Consider the following 23149-nt stretch of genomic DNA (forward strand, 5'->3'; position numbering starts at 1 on the left):
GTTATCAGTTATCAGTTATCAGTTATCAGTTTAACTTCCTATCTAAATTTATCTAAAAATAAAATGCAATTTATTGATCAAGTTGAAATTGAAGTCGAAGGCGGAAAAGGAGGCGATGGAGTTGTTGCCTTTCGACGGGAAAAATATGTTCCGGCTGGGGGGCCTGCGGGTGGCAATGGTGGGAAAGGGGGTTCAGTAATATTAGTCGCCGTTGAACATTTACAAACCTTGCTAGATTTTCAATATAATCATAAATTTCAAGCGGGTCATGGTACACGAGGTGGCCCTAAAAATATGACGGGGGCGAATGGAGAAGATCGTTTGATTCAAGTGCCATTGGGAACCGTTGTTTATGATGCCAATACTGATGAGATGTTAGGGGATTTAGTAGAAAAAAATCAACAGCTTTGTGTTGCAGCCGGGGGAAAAGGAGGGTTAGGAAATAAATACTTTTTAAGTAATCGAAATCGCGCTCCAGAATACGCTTTACCCGGTTTAGAAGGAGAAAATCGACGGTTAAGATTAGAATTAAAATTATTAGCAGAAGTTGGAATTATTGGTTTACCCAATGCCGGAAAATCCACCTTGATTTCGGCGTTATCGGCTGCCCGTCCTAAAATTGCGGATTATCCCTTTACCACCTTAATTCCTAACTTGGGAGTGGTGAGAAAACCCACGGGAGATGGAACAGTATTTGCGGATATTCCGGGGTTAATTGAAGGTGCTCATTTAGGGGCAGGTTTAGGGTATGAATTTTTACGCCATATTGAACGAACTCGCGTATTATTGCATTTAATTGATATTACCGATAGTAATCCGATTGAAAATTATCATACCATTCAAGAGGAATTAAAAGCTTATGGTAGAGGATTAGGAGAACGTCCTCAAATTGTCGCATTTAATAAAGTGGATGCGGTGGATGTAGACAGTGAGGAAATTCAAGCACTGGTTTCCCAATTGCAACAATTCCATCAAAGCCCTATTTTCATGATTTCTGCGGTAGCTGGAATGGGTTTAGATACCTTATTACAAGAGGTTTGGCAACAGTTAGATCAACTCTCGGCTGTAGAGAAAAATCAGTTAGAAGTCAGTTAGTTTTAATCGGACTATCAACTTGATATATTAACAATAATAAAGGCTGAATTAAAAGATGTAAAGGTTAATTTTATATAAAATTTAGTCAAACCTTTCTATTGTTCAGCTATTATACAGACAGTTTAACCACAAAAGGAAAACTGATGAATAAAGCGAGAGTTAGCATCTTAGTCAGCGGCATTATGAGCCTTTTTACTGCTGTCTATCCAGCCCTAGCTGAGAATTGGGTTTATATGGGGAAAGCAGATACCGGAGAAGACATTTCCGTTGACGCAGATAGTATTTATGCGGGAAAAGAAGGAAAGCGATTTATTTATACCATTGGAAATGAAACCCTTCATGCAGCCGCAAATTGTAATAACAATACTTGGTATGTCCTAGAATATGATACCACTTATTCGCCCCAAAGTAATGCAACTCAACAGATGTTAGTCTATGTTTGTCAATACTGAAGAACCATCTCAGCTAACATTTTGTTCACGATTAATAATTAATTGAGTTGAGGGTGCATTTCTTTCTGGATCATAAAGCTACTAGACACTGTAAGAATAATAGAAATTTGTTATAATCTATCTAGTTAACATTTATTCTAAACGCGATTTTACATCGCAGTAACTCACCCATGGCTTTTAAGTTTGATCTCCAAAAACCTCAGAAATTTCTAACAACATGGGTTGCTGCGGTTGGTTTAAGTCTAACTCTAATCAATAGTCCTCTGACTCTAGCGGAATGGGTTCCTTCCGCCGTAATTGCTAGTCAATCTCAAGGGGCAAGTTTAACCGGAAAAAATGGACAATATAAAGCTCAAATTATTGTTAATAGTTCGGCAGATACCAGTTGGAAAGTATTAACAGATTATAATAATTTTTATCATTTTTTACCGAATGTGATTAGTAGCCATTTATTAAAATCTCAAGGAAATCAAAAAATTTTTGAACAGGTGTATAAAATACAAGCCTTTGTTTTTGATCAAACAACAAGATTGCGTATATCTGCTACTGAAACCTATCCTAAAGAAATTGATTTTAAACTACTTGAAGGAGATTTGAAAGGGTTAGAAGGAAGTTGGAAAATTGAACCCATTTCTGCAAAACAAGTCAGAATTCTACATCAAGTTAATGTTGAACCAGGTTCAACTCCAAGCCGAACCTTATTTTATAATGTTTATGAAAGTAGCTTAAAAAATACTCTGGAGGCGATTAAAAAAGAATCTGAACGTCGTAATTAGCAATGAGATATATTGATTTGTTTTGTGGAATTGGTGGATTTAGAATTGCTATTAATCAAGCCTTAAGACCTGGGAATATTAAGCCAGTCTGTGTTTTTTCTTGCGATATTGATTCTGATGCTCAAAACATCTATCAGATGAATTTCGGGGAACAACCCGCCGGAGATATTACCCAAATTAAAGCTGAGGATATTCCTAATCATGATATTTTATTAGCGGGGTTTCCTTGTCAACCCTTTAGTATTTGTGGACAGCTTAAAGGATTTGAAGATACCAGAGGAACATTGTTTTTTGACATTGCTCGAATTTTAGCGTGTAAAAAACCTAATTACTTTATCTTAGAAAACGTTAAACAATTAGTTGGACATAACCAAGGGAAAACCTTAAAAGCTATTATTGAAGTTTTAGAAGAATTGGGTTATACTGTTGAATATAAAGTGTTAAATGCTTTAGATTTTGGATTACCCCAAAAACGAGAACGGATTTTTATTGTCGGTTATCGGCAACCGTTACCCTTTCAATGGGATATTCAAAAAATACCGATGAAACCCTTAAGCGATATTTTAGAACCGCAAGTTTCAGACTTTTATTATGCCTCTGAAAAAATTCGTAACAATCGTTTAGTAAAATATCAAGGAAAAATCGATACTGAACCTACAATTTGGCACGAAAATAAAGCAGGTCATATTAGTGCTTATCCTTATTCTTGTGCCTTAAGAGCCGGAGCATCCTATAATTATTTATTAGTGAATGGACAACGACGGTTAACGGAGCGAGAAATGCTACGTTTGCAAGGGTTTCCCGATGAGTTTAAAATGGTTACTTCCTATTCAACTGCTCGTCGGTTAATTGGGAATAGTGTGACCGTTCCTTGTGTGGTTTTTGTGTTGAATTGTTTGTTAAATCAATAGAAACCCGGTTTCTGGATGTCACCTATGGCCGAATGACACCTTTCGCGCTAGGCTTTATGTTAATAAATTGCAACAATTGTGCGAATTCTGACGAGGAACCCTCCGTTGCATAGGGACGTCAGCAACAGGGTGCTCAAGTTTAGCATCCTCTTGAAACTGGAAACGATTTGTCTGTCTAGGAAACAACTACATGACTGCAACAACTGTCCGTACAAACTACGAAATTAAAGACCCCTCTCTCGCGCCGAAAGGAAAACAACGCATTGAATGGGCAGGACGTGAAATGCCTGTGCTGCGCTTGATTCAAGAACGCTTTGCCCAAGAAAAACCCTTTGCAGGTCTGCGGTTAGCCGCCTGTTGCCACGTTACAACAGAAACCGCTCATTTAGCCATTGCTTTAAAATTGGGTGGTGCCGATGCGGTGTTAATTGCCAGTAACCCTTTGTCTACTCAGGATGATGTTGCAGCGAGTTTAGTTGTTGACTACGGAATTCCGGTTTATGCCATTAAAGGGGAAGACGCCGAAACCTATACTCGTCATGTACAGAAAGCTTTAGATCATCGTCCTAATATTATTATTGATGATGGTAGTGATGTGGTGGCGACCTTAATTCAAGAACGTCAAGATCAAATTCAAGATATTATTGGCACAACGGAAGAAACCACAACCGGAATTGTGCGTTTAAAAGCGATGTTAAGAGATGGCGTGTTAACCTTCCCCGCCATGAACGTTAATGATGCTGATACCAAACATTTCTTTGATAACCGTTATGGCACAGGTCAATCAACTTTAGATGGAATTATCCGCGCCACTAACGTTTTGTTAGCGGGTAAAAATATTGTCGTTGCGGGTTATGGTTGGTGCGGAAAAGGTACAGCACTGCGGGCACGGGGTTTAGGTGCTAATGTGATTGTAACGGAAATTGACTCTGTTCGCGCCATTGAAGCGGTGATGGATGGTTTCCGCGTGATGCCTATGGAAGAAGCTGCACCTCTGGGCGATATTTTTATTACCGTTACAGGGAATAAGCACGTTATTCGCGGTGAACATTTTGATGTGATGAAAGATGGCGCCATGGTGTGTAATTCGGGTCACTTTGATATTGAAATTGACCTGAAAACCTTAGCCGCTAAATCAACGGAAATTAAAGAAGTTCGTAACTTCACCCAAGAATATAAACTCAACACAGGTAAATCCGTTGTTGTGTTAGGAGAAGGTCGTTTAATTAACTTAGCCGCCGCCGAAGGACATCCGAGTGCGGTGATGGATATGAGTTTCGCCAACCAAGCTTTAGCTTGTGAATATTTAGTCAAAAATAAAGGCGAATTAGAAGCAGGTATTCATTCCATTCCCAAGGATGTTGATGAAGAAATTGCGCGTTTGAAACTGGTGGCAATGGGGATTAAAATTGATAGCCTCACCGCCGAACAAATTGAGTATATCAACTCTTGGACATCAGGAACATAAATTAAGTTTAGAGTGAGATAGGTTTTACCCCAGAAACCGGGTTTCTGAGTTTTATTTAGGGAATAAAATCAAATTTTTCCTTCAGAAACCCGGTTTCTAAATTTGAGCAACTACACTTTAAAAAAAGATTATGACTGAATGGATTACGAATACAATGGTTTCCCTGGGATATCTGGGAATTGGTTTATTAATGTTTTTAGAAAATCTGTTTCCCCCCATTCCGTCTGAGTTAATTATGCCCTTAGCCGGTTATACGGTTTCCCAAGGAAAAATGGAAATGATACCTGCTATTTTAGCGGGAATTATCGGAACAATATTAGGGGCATTTCCTTGGTATTATGCAGGTAAATTCGTTGGAGAAGAACGTTTAAGACAGTTAGCAGATAAATATGGAAAATGGATTACAGTGTCAGGTGCAGATATCGATAAAGCAAATAATTGGTTTACTCGATATGGCGGCGTGGCCGTTTTTTTATGTCGTTTAGTTCCTGGGGTTAGAACTATCATTTCCTTACCTGCGGGTCTCAACGATATGCCATTAATTCCCTTTCTGATTTATTCTACCATTGGCACAGCCCTTTGGGTGAGTTTCTTAACAGGGGCAGGCTATTTATTGGGAGAGCATTATGATTTAGTCGATGAATATTTAGGCCCCGTTTCTAAAATTGTGTTATTAAGTTTAGTGATTTGGTTTGGACTGTGGATTTTGCGTAGAAATATGAGAAAAAATGCAGAATAGTTGACCGTTGACGAGAGTTCCAGAAACCGGGTTTCTTAGTGTTATTTGGGGAATTATATCAAAGCTTACTACAGAAACCCGATTTCTTGATTTCTACCTTTGAAACTTTTGGCGGAGTCGAGACACTAATAAATCCACTTCGGGTAATCTTAAAAATAGAATTAAGATTGAAAAAACGACTATTCCGACAATACCCGGAATTACTAATTCCATTAATAATATCAAAAAGTCATTACTACTAATTAACAATCTTAACCCTTGTAAGGTTCCCCAACTGGCTGCACCAGAAATTAAACTAATTATTGTTAATCCCAAAAACGGTAAACTCCACTCTCGCCAGGGTAAACCATTTAATCTAATATGTAAGAGCCATAAAAACATCCCCATTGAGACAACATTTACGGAAACAGTTGCTAACACTAAACCCGGTGCGCCCCAAAATTTAACTAAAATAAAATCTAATACCCCATTTAATAAAATATTAAAAATACTAACTCTAAATGGGGTTTCTCCATCTCCTAACCCATAGAACACTCGGACTAATACATCTCGTCCTAAATAAAAGAACATCCCCACCGAATAAGCCACTAAAATTGAGGCGACAAACTCCGATGCTTCTAAATTAAACGCATACCGTTCATAAACAATTCTCACCGTCGGTAAGGCTAAAGCCACCATTAATGTACTTAAGGGTAACATCGTAATTGCCGTTAAAATTAACGACTGACGAATGCGGTCTTTTAATTCTGGCCAGTTTTCAGGATCTCTTAATCGAGCAAAAAGCGGTAAAAACGGAACCAAAATCATATTAGAAATGATTCCCAAGGGAGTTTGGACTAATAACCCAGAATAGCCCATTGCTGATGCAGCTTGGGGAATATAAGAGGCAAAAAATAAATCCGTATAGACATTAATTTGTAACATTCCTGATGATAATGTAGCGGGTAACATGACTTTCATCACATCTTCTAACCCTGGAATTTTAAAATTAAATCGGAGTCGTAAGGTTCCTAACCCCGATTTCCACATCGCCGGAACTTGAATTAACCATTGTAAAACTGCCCCTGCTAAAGTTGACCACGCTAAAACTTCTCCCCCTAAAACCATATATTTAGGGCTATCAACATCATCCCCTAAAATTCCAATTAATACCCCTAATCCTAAGATTAAAGCCGCACTGGAAAATAATGGACTAATCGATGGCAGCCAATACATATCCGCCGCATTTAACGTGCCAAATCCAATGCCAATTAACCCAGCAAATAACGCCATCGGAGCCATGATTTTTAACTGTTCTATGGCAATACTTCGAGTCGCTATTCCTTCCGGTGTTAGCATTAAACCCGGAGCCATTAAATCAATTAAAGGAGTGGCAAAAATGACTAATCCGACTGTTATAATTAATAAAAATATTCCGACTAATGTAGAAACCGTCTCTACTAAAGCTTCTGCATCTTTGCGGTCTCGATTTGCTAACGCACTGACAATGGCACTATGAAAGGGGCCGTTAATTCCCCCTAATAATATTAATAAAAATCCGGGGATAACATAAGCATAATTATAAGCATCAATGGCTGGCCCCACACCAAACGCCGCCGCCATCACTTGTTGACGAACTAAGCCAAAGACTTTACTAATCAGGGTGGCAACTGCAACAATAGTGGCAATTCCGACTAACGAACGAGAGCGTTTTGGTTCTTCTGACACGAAACATCCACAGGGGTTAAAATGCAAACCCTAGTTTAATCGGGAATTGACCAATATTCAAACAAGTTCATCATGGATTCTTATTTGTATCGCTATCCCTCCCTTGAGTCTGGGGTTTTATTGAAACGCTATAAACGATTTTTAGCGGATATTGAGTTAACCTCTGGAGAGGTCATCACGGCCCATTGTCCCAATACTGGGCCCATGACAGGGGTTTGCATCCCTGGAAACCCGGTGATGGTGTCTCACAACGCCGGGAAAACTCGTAAATATCCCTATACTTGGGAGTTAATTCAGTTAACCTCGGAGGTTGACCCCTTCGGTCAGCAATTAACGTGGGTTGGAATTAATACCGCCTTACCCAACAAAGTCATTCATTTAGCCTTAATAGAACGGTTATTTCCCGACTTAGGAAATTATAGCGAAATTAAGAAAGAAGTTCCCTATGGAATAGATTTAAAAAGTCGGGTCGATTTTGTCTTGAAAGGGGAGGATAAACCGATTTATTTAGAAGTGAAAAATACGACTTGGTGTAAGGGAAAAATCGCTTTATTTCCTGATACCGTAACAGAACGAGGACAAAAACATTTAAAGGAATTAATTGAAATTGTTAAACAAGGCGCTCGTGCGGTGATGTTATATTTTATTAATCGTGGAGATTGTACCGAATTTGCCCCCGGAGATATGGCAGACCCGGTTTATGGTCAACTTTTAAGAACTGCCATTTCAGAAGGGGTAGAAATCTTACCTTGTCGGTTTGAAGTTACCCCGGAAGGAATTCAATATTTAGGATTAGCAGCCTTACCCTTTTTGTCCGGTCTTAGTAATCCTTAAAAACTGGGTTATTCTGATTTCTTTTGAGTATTCAAAACCTTCCACATCACGAATAGTAGAATACTCAAGTATCCGAATACTGCTAACCAGTCGAGGATGCGACTATCAATCGTGAAAGTTGTAGAATTCATGAGCCATAAAATATCGCTTAATTCGTTTTTCTGTTATTTATTTTTTCTGTGCTTTATCCGATTTACCCCCTATTAACCGATCAACTAAATCTTTATGATAATTGGGTGGAACCTTAACAACTTCACGTTGGGGTGGAGTGGGGGTTGGTGTGGTCGGACGAGACGCTTGAGTTTGGGAGGCGACAGGATTGGTATAGGGGGGACGTCCGAAACCTAAAATAATCCCTGGAGTCCGGGAACGTCGCATGACTTCCCCTCCATTCGCATCATTTCCGACTCCTGTATTCCCTTCAATACTGATAATACTGCCATCGGATTTAACGGATTCCACAATGCCAACATGATCTGCAATTCCATCTCCTCGCCAACAAAAAAATACCACATCCCCAACTCTGGCATCGTAAAACCATTGACCCCGATTTCTAAACCAAGACACCCCATCGGGACAGTAGGCGAATCCTTTAGCACTTCTAATCGGCAGGGGTAAACCAATTTTATCAAAACAGTAGGATACAAAAATTGCACACCAAGGAACGTAATTCATCCCGTACCATTGGCCATACTTATTACCATTACTACCAGCAGGATATTCCGCATACCCCACTTCACCAGCAGCAATCCGAATTAAATTAGCAGCAGTTGTCATTAGAAGTCTCCAAAATTTTAGATGAATAGGGATAAAGTAGGGGGTAGAGGCTTTATTTCTTTCTGTTTTGGCGTGATGGGGGTTCCCGACTAAAATTGTCTTTACTTCTGTTCTAACATAAGTTCTAAGGGTTTTTAGACCCTTGAGTCTACTTCAGGCCTTTGAGAGAACGATAACCTCTCAATTCAGGGTTCATTCTCCTGAATCGCTTGATGATCTATTTCAGGGAAATTTCCGGTTAATCCGACTTGATTCTCAAAACGTTCCCAATCGATTAACAAGGGGGAATCATGCCAACGGTTTTGTAATTGCAAATAATAGTCATCGGGAACCGTTAAAAAAGATAATCCTCTTTGTCTTAAATGATTAACCTGTTGCCCTAAATTTGAAGTTTTTAGGGCAATATGTTGAATTCCTGAACCGCGATTAATCTCTAAAAATTCTTGAATTTGAGAATTAGCTGATGTGGGTTCATTAATCGGAAACTGAACTTGACCTTGGGGATGAACCAAGACTTGACTATTTAATCCAGAACGTTCAGTTTGAATTTCAAAACTCTGTTGCGGTTGAAACCCTAAATAATTTTGATACCAAGAAATGGCGGTTTTTAGATCTCCAGATTGTACATTTAAAACAACGTGATCAATGGACAGTAAAACCGGAGAAGCGGGGGGAAATAGCTCAGGAAAACCCGGAAGCAGTTTTCCAGGAAGAGCCCCCGTTTGTTCGGTGAAGGTATGACGTAATCCTTGCCATCCTTCTAAGGTTAACCATTTTAAAGTTTCTCCTTGATAGGAATAAGATTGTAAGGGAGAAATGACCCGAACGCCTTGTTCGAGAAGCGGTTTAATCCTTAATTCTAAATCTTGAACTTGAAAGCCAACATCTACCACCCCAGACGGATGAACCTGTAAAAATTGCGCCACAGGACTCTCAGACGTGAGGGGGGAAGACAATAGAAAATAAACTGAACCTTGGTAAACGATTTCGGTTTGGGTGTGAACGCAGTTCCGACTCCCAATTCCTTGAAATCCTAGATTATGAATAAACCAATCCCGTGTTCGTTTGGCATCTTGAACATAGAAATGGACATGATCAAACTCCATCATTCAGCGTTCAATAAGCAACAATATAATTAATTTTAGAAAAATAAATGACTTTCGGGTTGAATATTAATTTCCATTGGAATGGCTTGGGGTTCTGCTGATAACGCATAAAGAATGGAGTTAGCCGCTGTTTCCGCACTCAACATTTTTGAGCGATCAACTTTTAAACTGACGTTATCCCAAAAGGGAGTATCTACACCCCCAAAATAGAATAAGGTCACTTTAATTCCATAGCGTCTGACTTCATCAGCAAAACATTTACTAAACCCCACTAATCCAAATTTAGACGCACAATAGGCACTCGACATCGCCATTGAATGTTTGCCTAAAATCCCGACAACGTTACAAATATGTCCTGATTTTTGCTGCTTCATAATATTAGCAGCAGCTTGACAGGTATAAACAGATCCCTTTAAATTAAGATTTAACATGGCATCTAAATCAGCAGGTTCAATTTTATTCCACTGTTTCAAAATTCCTGCACCCGCAGCATTAACTAAGATATCAATTTGACCAAAATAATCGGCGGTTTTTTGCATTAAACCTTCTACTTGTTGGGGGTCGGTGATATCTGTAGAAACGGGTAATACTTCCGTTGTTTCTAAGTTTTTCGCCAAGGTTTCCAATTTCGTACTATTTCTGGCGGCTAAGACCAGTTTGGTTCCGTTTTGGGCTAATTTTCGAGCAACGGTTGCTCCGATGCCTCCCGTTGCGCCGACAATAACAACGACTTTGTGATTCATCATTCTTTACATTTCTTAACGATTGTTCTTAGTATAACAAATCTTGTCAATTTTGTAGAGACGTGCTAGGTTACACTTCTAGGGGGATTGTAATTTAACTCTCCAATCTTTATCGGTTTTTTCTAAATTAAAAGAATTGCTTAAAGTTAAGAGCTTTTGAAAATTGCCTCCTAATCTTAATTTCTTGATGATTTGAGTAATCGGAATTCCATATTTTCGATTGAATTGACTGCCTAAAATTGATAAAGAAACATGATTTTCAGAAGAATTTAAGGTTAATTCCTGCATAATTGCAATTAAGGCATTTTCCAGATCTTCTAAAGACTCAATTACAGGAAGTTGAGAGAATTCTGTTTCGGGTAAAGTGTGGGGTTGAGTTGAGGAAGGTTGAATCTCAAATAAGGTGACATAGCTGGGAGATTTTTCAGAAGGTTGATGAACGACAAAAATATGGGGATTTTTGACAAAGATATCTCGGCCTTGATAATCGGAAAAATGGGAAGCCACGACTTGGCTAACGGTTAAATGATAATTATCTTTATATAAAAAAGCAACCCGATTTAGTTTAATCCATTGGCAATGAGATCGTTTTTGCTCTAATTTAATAATTTCTTGTAATTGCACAATAAATTGATCTAAAGTCGGAATCGGCGGAATAGGAGTTAAGGAATAAGTATTGATTTGACCTGTACGGGTATTTAGCACTCTAATTTTCGATCTATTTTTACTCACTTGATAAACGGTTAACCCATGATTTTGTAAGGTATTACATAAATGAGTTAAACCGAGATCTGAAGAACAAACTAACACTTCTTTTGCCGTCGGATAGTGAACAAAAATCGAGGAACCCACCGTTGACATTTTTAAATCCGCGCTATCTTTTCCGGGGGGAACATGAATTAATTGATAACCCCGTTGATGATATTCTAAATCTTTTTTTCCCATGCTACGCCAATTGGCAAAGGCGACTTTAATTTGCACGGGATATAAGCAAATTGTTTCTAAAAATTTCTCCGTTTCCAAATCTAAGGGCAGATTTTCAACATCTAGTAATAAAATACTAATACCCACTTCGCTGGGACTTCTGCCATTCAATAAACCGTGAGAAGGGGATTGATTTGCTAAAGAATAATCCGCAAACAATAACGCTAAATCGGGGTCTGTGAGTTGTTCTAGTTTAACAATTAAGGATTTATACTCAGGAGAACGTAAAAATTCAACACTGAACAAGCGGTTTAGATAGGCTTTTAGTTTAACAAATAGTGCCTCTTGATGTCTAGCTTGACTTAATCCTTGATTAAGCTGACGAATCAATGAGGATTGATATTCAGATTGTTGCCAAGGAATATGACGATAACGGGAGTTAATCCAGTTAGGATGTTGATGCTGAAAATTCACTAATGTTCGACAAACATAGTGACTGATGGCGGGAACAACGAGGGTTCCATTGTCTTGAATTTTGCTGGCTTGCTCGAACATAACCCTGACTTGGCTACGGGTTGTCTTGTGTTATTAAGGTTAGCACGTTTAGGAGAAACCCAACAGATAAGCTATCCCTACCACAACTTACGGTTGAGATCGGGTGTGGTGTATCGCCCAGGTGACGCGCGTGAGGAGTTGCTGATTTCTACCTCAGTTGATTTGAGGTGAAATCAAGAGATTAGCAAGGCTTAAACAATCTATATCTTCTGCTAGAGAGAAAATTAAAGAAAGGGTTTGTGGGAAACTAATAACTTATTACTTATGATAGAGGAATAATTATTTTAATCTCGTTACTGTAGATTTGGATTAAAAAATAAAATCCTCTTGAAAACAGGAAAACATTAATCATGAAATCCGGCTTTTTTAGAATGGTTTCTAATATCCGTTCTTTTTTAATGCAGCTTCAAGTTCAACGTTTTTTTGCTGTGTTTTTAGTGGGCTTTGTCTTACTGAACACAACGGTTGATGTTCAAAAATATGATAGAAGTAACCCGGTTTCTAAGGAAAGAATAGACAAAGTTGCTCATCAAAAAAAATCCGATAGACCCAAAACAACCGGAGAATTTTTAGATGAAGCAGAAGGAGATGTTCCTCTGAATGAACGCTTCAAAAATATTACCAGAGATTCAGCAGAAGCCTTTAAAGATTGGGGTGAAACCTATTCAAAAGGAGTTCAGAACACGGGTGATAAATTAAAAGATAATACGGCAGAAGCAGGCAAAAATATCATTGATAAAGTTACACCGTAATTTATAGTCACGGTTGTTTCCTGCATTTCTCTAAAAATCGCTTAATATCTCCCTTACTCCTTCTCCTTCAATGAGAGGAGGATTTTTTTCTAATATTAATTAGATGACTTTCTCTTCCTGTGCCAGGAGAGAAAGTTGGGGGGTTAGGTCATACAATCCTATCCTTATTGTTCTAGGGAATGGCGAATAATTAGTCTCAAGATCCAACCGACCAACATTAATCCAAATCCCAGTAACCAAACTTTCGGTTCAATCCAAACAGCTAAAAAGAGACAGGAAACTAAACCAATATAAGCTAATATCGGAGAGTAAAGTTGTTCTTCCAGTGTTAGTTTCAAAGCAGCTAAATTAGTAATTGAATAATAAATTAAAACCGTAAAGGCACTAAATGACCAAGTAGTTTTGACATTGCCTATTAAGACTAAAACTGCGATCGCAATTCCCACAACAATAACCGCCAAAGTGGGAGTGGTTTGAGTGGTATTCAGTTGAGCTAAAAATCGAGGCAGATCGTGACGTTTTCCCATGGCAAAGACAACACGAGATAACCCTAAAATTAAGTTTAATAAAACCCCTAACATCGCCGTCATCGCCCCTAATGTGATCACCTGATTACTTCCGGGTAAAGCAAAACGATTGGCAACCTGTTCTAACGGTGCGGCTGTTATTGAAGCTAAACTTAATGTTTCCGTTCCCACCACTCCAACTGCTACTAAAGCCACCCCTAAATAAAGCAACATTGAAATTAACACTGTAATAATCATCGCTTGGGGAATGGTTTTTTCAGGGTCTTTCACTTCTTCCCCCATGGTGGCAATTCGTCCATATCCGGTATAGGCAACAAACATTAAGGCCGTTGCTTCTAATAAATTAGGAATGGCAGAACTCGTGGACGGGAAAAACGGAAGAAAATGGTTTAATCCGGTTGGTGAAAATGCTAGAGGTAAACCTGAAATTATAAAAAATAATAATGAAAAAAGCGTAATAGAAACTATAATTAAATTAGCTGTATTGGAGCGTCGAATTCCCGTAAAAACAATAGCAGTTAGGACAAAAACGGTGAACAATGCAATGGGAATAAATAGACTTTGACTGACTCCTAACATTAAGATCAGATAACCCGAAAATCCGAGGGCAGCAGTGGCGGCTGAAGCAGTTTTAGCTAATAAAAACATCCAACCCGCGATAAATCCTAAGCCTGGATTCAAATATTTGTAACCGTATTCATAAGTACCCCCACTCACAGGATGATTTGCAGCAAGCTGGGCACTATTTAATCCATTACAAAGAGCGACAAACGCGGCGAGAATAACAGCGACAATCACAGAGGTTCCTGTCAGTCCCGCTACAATTCCAATACTGACAAAAACCCCTGTTCCAATAATGGAACCTAACCCCATGCCAATGGCCCCTAAAACGCCTATCTCTCGCTTCAGGGAGGAAGATTTAGCATCCGCCATGATCTATCTATCCTTAATGTAGAATTCAATAGATCTTAGCTTACCTGAATTGTAATTAAAATTACAAATTCCTAGGGTTTGAAGGAACTAAATTTTTAATCAGAATAATCTGTCTTTTTTCATTAAATGTGATTTTTTTCTGATCTTGAAGTTGTTTGAGTAAGCGAGTAATAGTAACACGGGTTGTACCACAAGCCATTGCTAATTCTTCATGGGTCAGACGAATATTCAGACAAATTCCTTCATCAACGGGTGTACCGACTTCGTTTTTTAAGACATGAAGTAACTGATACAAACGAGTTGCCAGTTGTCGTTCTCCTGATAGCGCTAATAACGCTTCAGTTTGGTGCAGACGATAACTAATACCCGTCAATAAAAGCTGAGTTAAATCAGGAGATGCTGCGATTTCAGCATGGGTAAAACCCACTAATTTCACTGAAGAACAAGCAGTAGCTTCATAAATCCCTAGAGAAGTTAATTCTTTCCCAAATGGAGATCCTAGCCCGATTAAACCCATGAGAATTTCTTGACCCTGGTGATTGAGGGTGGTTAATTTAACTAATCCTTGAACAACATACCACAATGTTCCCTGGGGGAGGGGAATTAATTCTCCTAAATGATAACTGAGCAAAGGACGATTTTCCTGGAAAATCGTCCTTTGCTCAGAAGAATTAATCGGGCTTTGTTGTAATAAAGCAATACGTTTGCGTTCAGTCAGATCTCTTAAAACCCAATGAATACTAACTGCTTTGTTTGTTCTATCTCGGTTAATTCGGGTTATACAAGCCACATCCAAGGATCTTCCATCACGACAGGTTAATCCGATTTCCCACTCGTGAAAACAATCTCGTTCTTGTCGGCGAATGAGTTCTGAACGAAAGCATTGACGGTCTTCTTCGCGGATATATAAAGATAAAGGTTTTCCGACAATAAATTGTTCAGGAATTCCCAATAATTCTGCGGCGGCTCGATTTGCTTGTTGAATAGTTCCTTCTAAAGTTGTGATTAAATAAGGTTCTGGCGCTAAATAAAATAAATCTTCATAACGTTTGCGTTCATGAACAGAGGCTTCTAATGCTTCTGCTAAACCCATATTCTTCTGTTGTAATTCCTCCTGAGCAACTTGTAACTCTTCCAACGCCCAACCCATCTCCATGACAAAGGTAGAGCTTAACTGGGGCGTTAAACCTTTGATGGGTTCAGTACCCTGAAGTAAGGTAGAAAAGCGATTTTGCATCGCCAGAACTTGTTTAGAGAAACGATTAAGATCCATGTCCAAAGACTCTACGAGGTTTTATGGATCAAGATTATAGAAAAATTTTTTCCTTCAACATGACCTAAAGACATAAATCTTGAGTTGGGATAAAGCTGAATTCTGTCTATTGATCATTATTTATGATGATGGAGGTTTGAACCATTTTAGAACATTTAACACAATATGGGGAGGAATAGTATGACCCCCCGGAAACTCTTGATAAACAATTTCATAACCGGCTTGTTGAATTTGAGGTACAATTCTACGACTACAAGATTGAATCGGTAAAACCTGATCTTCGGTTCCGTGGGAAATAAATAAACGAGGAGTACCACAAAGTCCCGCAGGTGCCATAAATCCAGGGGAAAAGGCCATAATATGAGAAAACAAATTTCCATTGGTTAAACCCACACTTAACGCATAGGTTGCGCCATCAGAAAAACCTGCGATCGCTAAATGAGATGAATCAATATTATAGTTGCTTAAAACCTGACTTAAAGCTAAATCCATAAAGGCTAAATCAACACTAAAAGTCCCTCGAAGTCGATCCCAAGTTTGGCGACGAGAATCAATCGCTAATAAGATTAATCCTTGTGATTCTGCTAAAGGGAGAAAGGGCGTAATTCCGGCTTGGGAATTGCTACCCGCCCCATGTAACATTAAGATGAAAGGAGCAGGTTGAGCAGGATGATAACTAACGGGAATAAAAACTAAACCATCACGAGTTTTATCTAAATTTAAAGGATATAAACCCAATTTATTACTATGGTTTGGCTTCAGAGGTCGTGCTGATAAGTATCCGGTCTGAGTAGATGGGTTCATGATAATTTTGGGGGTTTAGAGGTTGTTTAAGACACTGTTCTATAAGATCTGCGGCTTGTTTAACGCCTCCCGCTTTGCGAATAGAATCCCTAATTTTTAAGGCATTTTCTGAATAAGATTTTTCGGTTAAAACTTGTTGAATCGCTTGTCGCAATCGAGCAACGTTTAAACGGCTAATAGGGATGACTTCTCCGGTTTTTGTCCAGCGAATTCGCGCCCCAGTTCCCGGTTGTTCAAAGGTAATCGGAATTGCGACTAAAGGAACGCCAGAACTTAAAGAATCTATTACCGTATTCATCCCCCCATGGGTAATCGTTAAATTGGCTTTTGCTAATACTTCAACCTGGGGTGCATACTCAACCACTAAAGGAGAACCGGGTAAGGTTTTAACTTCAGTTTCGCTCATTCCGCCCCCGTGGGTAATCACTAATTGAACGTCTAATTCTTGACAAGCTTCTGCAATTGACCGAAATAAATTAACCTTTGTATTTTGTACACTTCCTAAAGAGGCATAAATTAAAGGTTGTCCGGTCAAACGTTCATAAGGAAAGAAAACTTTTTGGGGTGATTGATTGCGAAAAGAGCCTGTATAGTAGAAATTGTTCGGTAAATTAGGAATTGGAAAATCAAAGGCTTCTGGTTGTTGACTGATATGGCAAAGTCGAGTTGAAGTTGCGCCATAAAAATGAGGATAAGGCGGTAATTTCCACTGTTGTCGATACTGATTAATTGTGTTTAAAATCGGTTGACAACTATAATCTAAAATAAAATAGGCAATTTGATTGCGAAGTTTTGCCCAAGGTTGATTTTGATATAACCAAGGGGTAAAAAAAGGAGGAACATCCCCACGACGATGAATGGCTTGACCACAGGACACAACAATTAAGGATAAATTGAGATATTCTGCAATCGTTTCTCCCACAGGTTCAAGTTGATCAACTAATAAAGCTTCTATTCCTAGTTTAGTGATCGCTTTGGGTGCATCTTGACACAAAATTTCCGTGAACCGTTGACAGAAATCGACGGAATATTGCAGAGCTTTAATTCCACTTAATTGACCCAGTTGCTGAAAGGTTTCTGCTAAGAGTCCGGGTTGATAAATAGACAGTCCAACGGGATAAAATTCTAAGCCTTCGGATTGAACTTTTTTCTCCAGATCAATCAGTTGTAAAACGGTAACTTGATGTCCTCGATTTTGTAATTCTCGCCCTAAAGCAGACTGAGGATTTAAGTGACCGGGATAGGGGGGGCAAATAATACCAAAATGCGTCATAAATCATTAAGGATCAGGATTTATAAATAGCAGAGATATACTTAATTTTGCAAAAAAATACTATCACTGACATCATCCTTAATGTTGACTATTAGCGGTTAACTGTTAACATTTAACTGTTCACTTTTAACCGAAGTTTTATTAACGTTAACTGGATGGAAATTCATCAATATGGGCATTAGCTTTAAGATGTAACCAACCTGATGTAATTTCAAATTGATCGAGGGTTAGGGTTGTCCCTGCTTTTTCCAAATTTTTGAGATCAAGAATTTCGCTAAAGGTCGTGAAAAGATGAGTAATTTGTTCAGGAGGAAGGGAAGACGGCGTAGCTAAGGGAAACAGTTCAAGTAATAAGGTTTTGCGATCGCTATTAATTTTAGGAATTGCCATGAAAGTGAGTTCTGGATCTTCTCCCAGTCCCTCCCTAGGATTAATTTTAAAGGCAATTCTACCATTTTCCAGTAACTTTAACTGAACGGTTTGTTGCAATTTACGATGAAGAGCTTCATGGAGGTTGCCTTCATTAACCTCTAACTCTAGTTTACCTTCTGAAGGATGAACTAATTTAATTTTTCCCCGAATTGCACTCATAGGTTGAACCGTAACTTGACCAATATCTAATTTAAAGATCTCTATTTGCAGAGGATTTTGCATTGTGAGATGATTAATTTTAATAGCAATATGATCAATATCTCCATGAGTAATTTTTTGCAGATTCGTTTCAATATCAACTTCTAATTTTTGTGCCTTAATTTGGGTAGAAAGGGCAACTTCTGCAATTTTATTCAGGGTTTGTTTAGCAAATCCAGTTTTTTCTGACATCATTTTTCCAGGGAGGGTAAAAGATTAAGGGTTAAGTTCAAGGTTACGAGCGTTAGGAAGTTGCCACCAAGGAACATTAGGATATTGATGGTGTTCTTGATGATAACCAAAGTGATAACAAGTCATAAATGACCAAAAAACAGGTAATGAATTACTTTGGGCACAGTGTTCATTTTGATATCCTCCTTGAGGTTCTCGATGGGTGAGAAAAGTTCCAAAATAAAACAATTGAAAGGAACTAAAGATAAACGGAATGATCCAAAATAAAGCCAAATTAAGGATAGAGATATGAAATAAAAATTGCAGGCTATGGAATACAAATGCTAATTTAATTAACCGCCACCAACTCCAGTATCGGATCATAAAATAGAGATACCAAGAAATGAGACTTTGATGCTCACCATCATGGAAGTCAGGATCATGATCGCTGGCGGGGTAGCGATGATGCAGCCAATGTTTTTTGAGCAATTCTTCATAGGAGAATAATCCATAAAACGTGACCGCAATCGACCCAATTAAATGATTTAGCTTTAGATTATTAGGATAAAGAGAACCGTGCATGGCATCATGAGCCGTAATAAACAAACCTGTATATAAAAAGGTTTGTAGAAGCAGGGCTAACCCAATTATAACCCAATTAGTTTGAGGCAGATCTAAAGATAAAAATCTGATAAAGCAAACTGTCCAGATTGCTATAATAGTGAGGGCAATCCATAACCCAGCTTGGGTTTTTATTGTTGAGTTAATCTGAGACTCAGCAGAATTTTTATGGCTTGCTAATTCAGGAGGAATAGAATCTTGGATATCAAGATAGTGGTAATCTAAGACTGACGGATTAGACATAAAAAATTCTGTATTTTTATACACCATAAATAGTTGCTTTATTTTTTATTGATCACACAAAATATTCAGCGACACTGTTCTGAGTTTACGGAATTCATATCAAAAAGCTGTCTATCAAAAGAAATAAAAAAAATGGTTGATAGCTCATCCTATAGGATTAATAAATGGAAGCCTTAAAATATTCTTTAATTTTCATTTGTAATTCATCAGCCTTCACGTTTATTGAATGAGCATACAGCTTACAAAATTTGTTTACATTTTTAACTATCATTAGGAAGATCACAAGAATAGGGAGCTACGGGTAATCTTAGATTAAGGATTAAACCCATCCGTTAAAAATGTTGTAGGGGATGTTATGGAATTTCAACTATTTGCACCCCAGAATAAAGCCGCTTCCTTAATGGGGTGTTTTTCTAATGGGCAAGAAATCCCAATGCAGAAAGATGAGTCAGGTTATTTTCAAACTCAAATTGATTTAGCGGATGGGATTTATCAATCTAAATTTAGAGTGCGATCTAATACCGAATCAACCCCTAAAATTAGATTGGTATATGAAGTTTAACGCCACACAAAGCTAAGTCTTCAAGATGTAATAATTGCCGGAACAATATTCAATAGGAATACCGAATAAGAAACAGATACTCAATAAAGCTTGAGATTAAATTATGGCTTTAGATTGAAGAATAAATCATTGATTTTGATTAGGATCAAACTATTCAAGAAATTAATTGTTAATCTAACTAAAGGCTTAATTTTATGATATTCCCATTGATTATTTTCTATCCTCCTGCTCCTACACCGCCTGTCATCGCTCAAATTAGCCCCATTCCTGACCCAACGGTTCCTGATCCACTTCCGAACCCAAACCCCCTTCCTGACCCCATTCCCAACCCTATTCCCAACCCTATTCCCAACCCCGACCCTCTTCCTGATCCAGTCCCTCCCATTCCTCAGCCTGTCCCTGGGCCAATTCCTCAACCTGTACCGGGGCCAATTCCTCAACCGTTATAAGGGTTTTTAAAGTTTAATACCCAAGACTTGGGTGAACGCACCTCTGGCTTGGGTTACGATTATTTGGATTTCTATCCCTCTTCTGTCACTCTCCGAAATCAACAAGTAATAAAAAGTAGAGTTATCCATTGGGAAAATAAGATTGAAATTGATTAATATTCTCAATTAATTTATGAAAACCCACTAATAAATGGCGGTCGGGAAAAATATCTAGCCACGGGACAATCAACCACAATATAATAGTAGGCTGAATTATTAAACGCAGATTATTTAAAACATTTTTCCATCCCTCTTTGTGATTCCATTGTTGATGAGTTGAGCAATCGGTGGTGTTTTTTTTGCTCTCAGATTCTCGGGGACTGCCTTGACTTAAAGACCGGAAAACTTCGGAGTTGAAACTAATCATTAAATACACACAGAAAATGATTTCCCACCATTTTTCTATATCGGGAAAATCCGTCAACCGATAATCAGTCCAACCCAGTTCTTGTTTACATTGTCGAAATCCATATTCCACCCATGTTCTTAACCCGTATAAATTACCTAATGTCTTTTTCATCTGGCTTCTCTTCTCTGTTAAATTTGTCATGACAAACGAAGTTGATGTTTCTGGCATCGTTTCTGGATCTGTGGTAATTTCCCAATAGGTTCTTGTACTTCTTTTCCCAAATATGATTTCTCTAATATATCTGGTTTCTGATTCTTGATTGCTAAAAATCCTCTCAAATTTACACCATTTGTTGGCTCTAACTTTCTGCTCGCTTGACATCCAGACTCCATGATTACTTCTTATTGCTAGTACCCAAGGAATTTGAAATTGATCTAATGTACTGATAAACGAACTACTTTCACCATAAAGGCTATCTGCTAATACCAATTCAATCTGAAATCCCCAATCAACCAATTCTGTTAGAATTTCTGATGCGATTTCAATCTTAGTTTTGTAGACATCTCCTTCTTTTAATGTTCCTTTGGGTTTAAATACTCTAAACACTAAAGGAAAGGTTATATTTTTATAAACACCGTAAGCATTAACTGATACTATTCCCCGATCTGTTTTGCCCACACTTCCCAAGTATTGTCTAGCTATATAGTCGGTTTTTTTTCCCTTTCTCCTATCTCCTGTCTCATCAATTATTACTATAATCTTCTCTCCTTTCAATGCTTTTAGAGTTCGGGCTAATCTTCTTTCCTTTAATTCCCTTGCTGACCAAGGCGAATTGGCTAAGAAATGATGCAGTGATTGTGGCGACCTAATTCCTACTATTTTAGCAATTTCCGGTAAAGATTTTCTCGGAATTGGTGAGATAATTCCTAGATGTAAGTATTTAAAACATTCGTAACTTCTCACTTCTGGGAATAGGTCTTTATAACCTTGACAATATTCATCAATCACTGAAACTGTTGGTTGTGCATCTCGGGCTAAATGTTTGATCATCTGTAATTCTACATCCATTACCCTATCCCCCTTCTAGCTACCCATCTGGTTTATTTTCTAATTTTACTCCTCGGAGACTGACAGAAGAGGGATATATCAAATTTAATTGTGAGTCGCTGCTCCTATTATTAACACCACAATACAAGCCAATAAAGCCAATGTACTTACTACACCAACTTGCGAACTAATCCGTGTCAGAGCAGGTAAATCGCCTTTTTTTTGAACTTGCCACCAAATATAAATTGCAATAGCAGTCGCCACTAAAATATATACAATCACGGCTAAATGAATACAATCAATCAGTGTTAAATAAGCCATTGAACCTAAGTCGCCGCTATTACTACGCAGACTCAAAATAACGGCAAATAGGGAAGTTCCGTGTAGTCCAAAGCGGGCTAGAAGTGATCCGATATCTGGCTCATAAAGAAAGTAGGAAACTAAACATAATCCTATCGATGCCAATGCTCCAGCAATCATTTTAAAAAAGCCAGTAATATTTGTGCGCTGTAATTCAATCATAATTTCTAATCGGGAATATGCACTGGCTGCACCGGGTGGTAAAGTTGGATTACCAAAGTTAGAGAGATACTGTTTATCAATAGCATTAAGGGTAAGTTTCTTGATTTTCCAACCCTCTAATTTAATATCCTGATCTATAGAAGAATTAGCGATATCGGGTTGATAACTAAATGAATGAATATCATCTTCCGTTTCTTCAAAAATAATTTTTAGCTTTTGTTTATCAAATGGAAAATTTCGCATATTCCAATCATGACGAAATGTTCCACTTACCTTTTTTTGAACCCAAATTCCCTTAGATGTAGGAATAGTTAAATTGTTAGGTGTGTCTATTCTAACAGCATTCATAAATTCCAGAGAATCAAAGGGATTTTTTTCGCCTTTATCAATGAGGCTCCAGAGCCAGAAGTTTGCTGAAAATGAACCATTAGAAATGTTAAAGTCACTAAGTGTATCTATGAAGATACCTATAGGCGCTTGCTGTTTTTGGGTTAGTGTTTTTGCTTGGACTGGTAATGGGTTCTGAATGAGAAGAATAATTAGACAACCCAAAAAGAGTGCTAATCTGATCAGACGTTTAGGTAATATCATATAATTTGAGCCTTCAAAGTCACTAAACCAAGATTAGTCGTGGATTTAGTTTGATCATTGATGATACCGGACATCGAAAAAGCCGGAACTTGACATTGGGAGTCCGACGGCAATATATCGAGGAAATTGGCAAAACAGACAATGGAATCGTCGCAGCGACTAGCCATCTTTATGATGGGAAAAAGATCTCACCCTTACATTATAGAATTATATCAAAAAGCAGATGTCGATTGCCAGATTATTTGTCAGTAGTGACAGATTGTTGTCCTTGTTAAC

The 23149-nt window shown here is 38.2% G+C and carries 24 protein-coding genes and 1 pseudogene; 11 read left to right on the forward strand and 14 right to left on the reverse strand.

The features are described from left to right. The first annotated feature begins 63 nt into the window (after positions 1-63). The 6 genes from obgE (at position 64) to NMK36_RS25870 (ending at position 5441) form a co-directional block, all read left to right on the forward strand. Positions 64-1095: a GTPase ObgE gene (obgE, locus tag NMK36_RS25845; RefSeq protein ID WP_254174965.1), complete on the forward strand. Its 1032-nt coding sequence runs from the start codon at positions 64-66 to the stop codon at positions 1093-1095. Between the two features lie 182 nt (positions 1096-1277). Then, on the forward strand, positions 1278-1547 hold the full coding sequence (locus NMK36_RS25850; protein WP_245824181.1) for a hypothetical protein: 270 nt from the start codon (positions 1278-1280) through the stop codon (positions 1545-1547). Positions 1548-1717: 170 nt separating this feature from the next. Continuing rightward, positions 1718-2323, forward strand: a complete 606-nt coding sequence (locus tag NMK36_RS25855) for an SRPBCC family protein (protein ID WP_072717845.1) — start codon at positions 1718-1720, stop codon at positions 2321-2323. Positions 2324-2325: 2 nt separating this feature from the next. Further along, a complete protein-coding gene (locus tag NMK36_RS25860) occupies positions 2326-3234 on the forward strand; it encodes a DNA cytosine methyltransferase (protein WP_072717844.1) in 909 nt (302 codons plus the stop codon). A gap of 190 nt (positions 3235-3424) precedes the next feature. Further along, on the forward strand, positions 3425-4702 hold the full coding sequence (ahcY, locus tag NMK36_RS25865; RefSeq protein ID WP_254174966.1) for an adenosylhomocysteinase: 1278 nt from the start codon (positions 3425-3427) through the stop codon (positions 4700-4702). 130 nt (positions 4703-4832) lie between these two features. Further along, positions 4833-5441, forward strand: coding sequence for a DedA family protein (locus NMK36_RS25870; RefSeq protein ID WP_072717842.1), 609 nt, complete (start codon positions 4833-4835; stop codon positions 5439-5441). 93 nt (positions 5442-5534) lie between these two features. On the opposite strand, the gene murJ is transcribed toward NMK36_RS25870, so the two are convergent. Further along, a complete protein-coding gene (gene murJ / locus NMK36_RS25875) occupies positions 5535-7148 on the reverse strand; it encodes a murein biosynthesis integral membrane protein MurJ (protein WP_072717841.1) in 1614 nt (537 codons plus the stop codon). Positions 7149-7220: 72 nt separating this feature from the next. On the opposite strand from murJ, the gene sfsA reads away from it, so the two are divergent. Further along, the gene (gene sfsA / locus NMK36_RS25880) at positions 7221-7982 is read left to right on the forward strand and encodes a DNA/RNA nuclease SfsA (protein ID WP_072717840.1); all 762 of its coding nucleotides are present in this window, start codon (positions 7221-7223) and stop codon (positions 7980-7982) included. An 8-nt stretch (positions 7983-7990) separates the two neighbouring features. Here sfsA and NMK36_RS28865 read toward each other — a convergent pair whose 3' ends face one another. From NMK36_RS28865 to NMK36_RS25900, 5 genes are all read right to left on the reverse strand, one after another. Further along, positions 7991-8113 carry a hypothetical protein gene (locus tag NMK36_RS28865; protein WP_255528402.1) on the reverse strand — a complete coding sequence of 41 codons (123 nt, stop codon included), beginning with the start codon at positions 8111-8113 and terminating at the stop codon, positions 7991-7993. 37 nt (positions 8114-8150) lie between these two features. Then, positions 8151-8759, reverse strand: a complete 609-nt coding sequence (locus NMK36_RS25885; protein ID WP_072717839.1) for a CHAP domain-containing protein — start codon at positions 8757-8759, stop codon at positions 8151-8153. Between the two features lie 185 nt (positions 8760-8944). After that, entirely contained in the window at positions 8945-9868 is a 924-nt protein-coding gene (locus NMK36_RS25890) for a 4-hydroxyphenylpyruvate dioxygenase family protein (RefSeq protein WP_254174967.1), read from the reverse strand. A 32-nt stretch (positions 9869-9900) separates the two neighbouring features. Next, entirely contained in the window at positions 9901-10611 is a 711-nt protein-coding gene (locus tag NMK36_RS25895) for an SDR family oxidoreductase (protein WP_367400262.1), read from the reverse strand. A gap of 75 nt (positions 10612-10686) precedes the next feature. Further along, the gene (locus NMK36_RS25900; RefSeq protein WP_072717837.1) at positions 10687-12087 is read right to left on the reverse strand and encodes an NYN domain-containing protein; all 1401 of its coding nucleotides are present in this window, start codon (positions 12085-12087) and stop codon (positions 10687-10689) included. Between the two features lie 350 nt (positions 12088-12437). Between NMK36_RS25900 and NMK36_RS25905 the strand changes: the two genes are divergently transcribed. Then, a complete protein-coding gene (locus NMK36_RS25905) occupies positions 12438-12839 on the forward strand; it encodes a hypothetical protein (protein WP_072717836.1) in 402 nt (133 codons plus the stop codon). A gap of 164 nt (positions 12840-13003) precedes the next feature. On the opposite strand, the gene NMK36_RS25910 is transcribed toward NMK36_RS25905, so the two are convergent. From NMK36_RS25910 to crtW, 6 genes are all read right to left on the reverse strand, one after another. Then, the gene (locus tag NMK36_RS25910) at positions 13004-14299 is read right to left on the reverse strand and encodes an APC family permease (protein ID WP_254174968.1); all 1296 of its coding nucleotides are present in this window, start codon (positions 14297-14299) and stop codon (positions 13004-13006) included. A 61-nt stretch (positions 14300-14360) separates the two neighbouring features. Further along, a complete protein-coding gene (locus tag NMK36_RS25915) occupies positions 14361-15572 on the reverse strand; it encodes a PAS domain S-box protein (protein ID WP_254174969.1) in 1212 nt (403 codons plus the stop codon). A 120-nt stretch (positions 15573-15692) separates the two neighbouring features. Then, positions 15693-16376, reverse strand: coding sequence for an alpha/beta hydrolase (locus NMK36_RS25920; protein WP_072717833.1), 684 nt, complete (start codon positions 16374-16376; stop codon positions 15693-15695). Further along, complete coding sequence (locus tag NMK36_RS25925; RefSeq protein ID WP_254174970.1) at positions 16318-17649, reverse strand: glycosyltransferase; 1332 nt, start codon at positions 17647-17649, stop codon at positions 16318-16320. The genes NMK36_RS25920 and NMK36_RS25925 overlap by 59 nt, the downstream gene beginning before the upstream one ends. A gap of 147 nt (positions 17650-17796) precedes the next feature. Continuing rightward, on the reverse strand, positions 17797-18474 hold the full coding sequence (locus NMK36_RS25930) for an LmeA family phospholipid-binding protein (RefSeq protein ID WP_083579892.1): 678 nt from the start codon (positions 18472-18474) through the stop codon (positions 17797-17799). A gap of 21 nt (positions 18475-18495) precedes the next feature. Next, positions 18496-19314, reverse strand: coding sequence for a beta-carotene ketolase CrtW (gene crtW, locus NMK36_RS25935; protein ID WP_083579951.1), 819 nt, complete (start codon positions 19312-19314; stop codon positions 18496-18498). Positions 19315-19669: 355 nt separating this feature from the next. On the opposite strand from crtW, the gene NMK36_RS25940 reads away from it, so the two are divergent. Continuing rightward, positions 19670-19876, forward strand: coding sequence for a glycogen-binding domain-containing protein (locus NMK36_RS25940; protein WP_072717831.1), 207 nt, complete (start codon positions 19670-19672; stop codon positions 19874-19876). A gap of 194 nt (positions 19877-20070) precedes the next feature. Next, positions 20071-20325 carry a hypothetical protein gene (locus NMK36_RS25945; protein ID WP_254174971.1) on the forward strand — a complete coding sequence of 85 codons (255 nt, stop codon included), beginning with the start codon at positions 20071-20073 and terminating at the stop codon, positions 20323-20325. A gap of 121 nt (positions 20326-20446) precedes the next feature. Here the strand turns inward: NMK36_RS25945 and NMK36_RS25950 are convergent, their stop codons facing one another. Together NMK36_RS25950 and NMK36_RS25955 are read right to left on the reverse strand one after the other, a co-directional pair. After that, a complete protein-coding gene (locus tag NMK36_RS25950; RefSeq protein WP_072718077.1) occupies positions 20447-21781 on the reverse strand; it encodes an IS701 family transposase in 1335 nt (444 codons plus the stop codon). Positions 21782-21865: 84 nt separating this feature from the next. Next, entirely contained in the window at positions 21866-22873 is a 1008-nt protein-coding gene (locus NMK36_RS25955) for a hypothetical protein (protein WP_072717830.1), read from the reverse strand. Between the two features lie 26 nt (positions 22874-22899). On the opposite strand from NMK36_RS25955, the pseudogene NMK36_RS25960 reads away from it, so the two are divergent. Further along, a pseudogene (locus NMK36_RS25960) lies at positions 22900-23095 on the forward strand (transposase); the annotation flags it as partial. Positions 23096-23149 lie beyond the last annotated feature (54 nt).

Source organism: Planktothrix pseudagardhii (assembly GCF_904830925.1).
GTDB classification, from domain to species: Bacteria; Cyanobacteriota; Cyanobacteriia; order Cyanobacteriales; family Microcoleaceae; genus Planktothrix; species Planktothrix tepida.

What these genes read in the sequence shown, in the direction of transcription:
- obgE (WP_254174965.1), top strand. Translation starts at nt 64, where the DNA reads ATGCAATTTATTGATCAAGTTGAAATTGAAGTCGAAGGCGGAAAAGGA.
- NMK36_RS25850 (WP_245824181.1), top strand. Translation starts at nt 1,278, where the DNA reads ATGAGCCTTTTTACTGCTGTCTATCCAGCCCTAGCTGAGAATTGGGTT.
- NMK36_RS25855 (WP_072717845.1), top strand. Translation starts at nt 1,718, where the DNA reads ATGGCTTTTAAGTTTGATCTCCAAAAACCTCAGAAATTTCTAACAACA.
- NMK36_RS25860 (WP_072717844.1), top strand. Translation starts at nt 2,326, where the DNA reads ATGAGATATATTGATTTGTTTTGTGGAATTGGTGGATTTAGAATTGCT.
- ahcY (WP_254174966.1), top strand. Translation starts at nt 3,425, where the DNA reads ATGACTGCAACAACTGTCCGTACAAACTACGAAATTAAAGACCCCTCT.
- NMK36_RS25870 (WP_072717842.1), top strand. Translation starts at nt 4,833, where the DNA reads ATGACTGAATGGATTACGAATACAATGGTTTCCCTGGGATATCTGGGA.
- sfsA (WP_072717840.1), top strand. Translation starts at nt 7,221, where the DNA reads ATGGATTCTTATTTGTATCGCTATCCCTCCCTTGAGTCTGGGGTTTTA.
- NMK36_RS28865 (WP_255528402.1), bottom strand. Translation starts at nt 8,113, where the DNA reads ATGAATTCTACAACTTTCACGATTGATAGTCGCATCCTCGACTGGTTA.
- NMK36_RS25885 (WP_072717839.1), bottom strand. Translation starts at nt 8,759, where the DNA reads ATGACAACTGCTGCTAATTTAATTCGGATTGCTGCTGGTGAAGTGGGG.
- NMK36_RS25890 (WP_254174967.1), bottom strand. Translation starts at nt 9,868, where the DNA reads ATGATGGAGTTTGATCATGTCCATTTCTATGTTCAAGATGCCAAACGA.
- NMK36_RS25895 (WP_367400262.1), bottom strand. Translation starts at nt 10,611, where the DNA reads ATGATGAATCACAAAGTCGTTGTTATTGTCGGCGCAACGGGAGGCATC.
- NMK36_RS25900 (WP_072717837.1), bottom strand. Translation starts at nt 12,087, where the DNA reads ATGTTCGAGCAAGCCAGCAAAATTCAAGACAATGGAACCCTCGTTGTT.
- NMK36_RS25905 (WP_072717836.1), top strand. Translation starts at nt 12,438, where the DNA reads ATGAAATCCGGCTTTTTTAGAATGGTTTCTAATATCCGTTCTTTTTTA.
- NMK36_RS25910 (WP_254174968.1), bottom strand. Translation starts at nt 14,299, where the DNA reads ATGGCGGATGCTAAATCTTCCTCCCTGAAGCGAGAGATAGGCGTTTTA.
- NMK36_RS25915 (WP_254174969.1), bottom strand. Translation starts at nt 15,572, where the DNA reads ATGGATCTTAATCGTTTCTCTAAACAAGTTCTGGCGATGCAAAATCGC.
- NMK36_RS25920 (WP_072717833.1), bottom strand. Translation starts at nt 16,376, where the DNA reads ATGAACCCATCTACTCAGACCGGATACTTATCAGCACGACCTCTGAAG.
- NMK36_RS25925 (WP_254174970.1), bottom strand. Translation starts at nt 17,649, where the DNA reads ATGACGCATTTTGGTATTATTTGCCCCCCCTATCCCGGTCACTTAAAT.
- NMK36_RS25930 (WP_083579892.1), bottom strand. Translation starts at nt 18,474, where the DNA reads ATGATGTCAGAAAAAACTGGATTTGCTAAACAAACCCTGAATAAAATT.
- crtW (WP_083579951.1), bottom strand. Translation starts at nt 19,314, where the DNA reads ATGTCTAATCCGTCAGTCTTAGATTACCACTATCTTGATATCCAAGAT.
- NMK36_RS25940 (WP_072717831.1), top strand. Translation starts at nt 19,670, where the DNA reads ATGGAATTTCAACTATTTGCACCCCAGAATAAAGCCGCTTCCTTAATG.
- NMK36_RS25945 (WP_254174971.1), top strand. Translation starts at nt 20,071, where the DNA reads ATGATATTCCCATTGATTATTTTCTATCCTCCTGCTCCTACACCGCCT.
- NMK36_RS25950 (WP_072718077.1), bottom strand. Translation starts at nt 21,781, where the DNA reads ATGGATGTAGAATTACAGATGATCAAACATTTAGCCCGAGATGCACAA.
- NMK36_RS25955 (WP_072717830.1), bottom strand. Translation starts at nt 22,873, where the DNA reads ATGATATTACCTAAACGTCTGATCAGATTAGCACTCTTTTTGGGTTGT.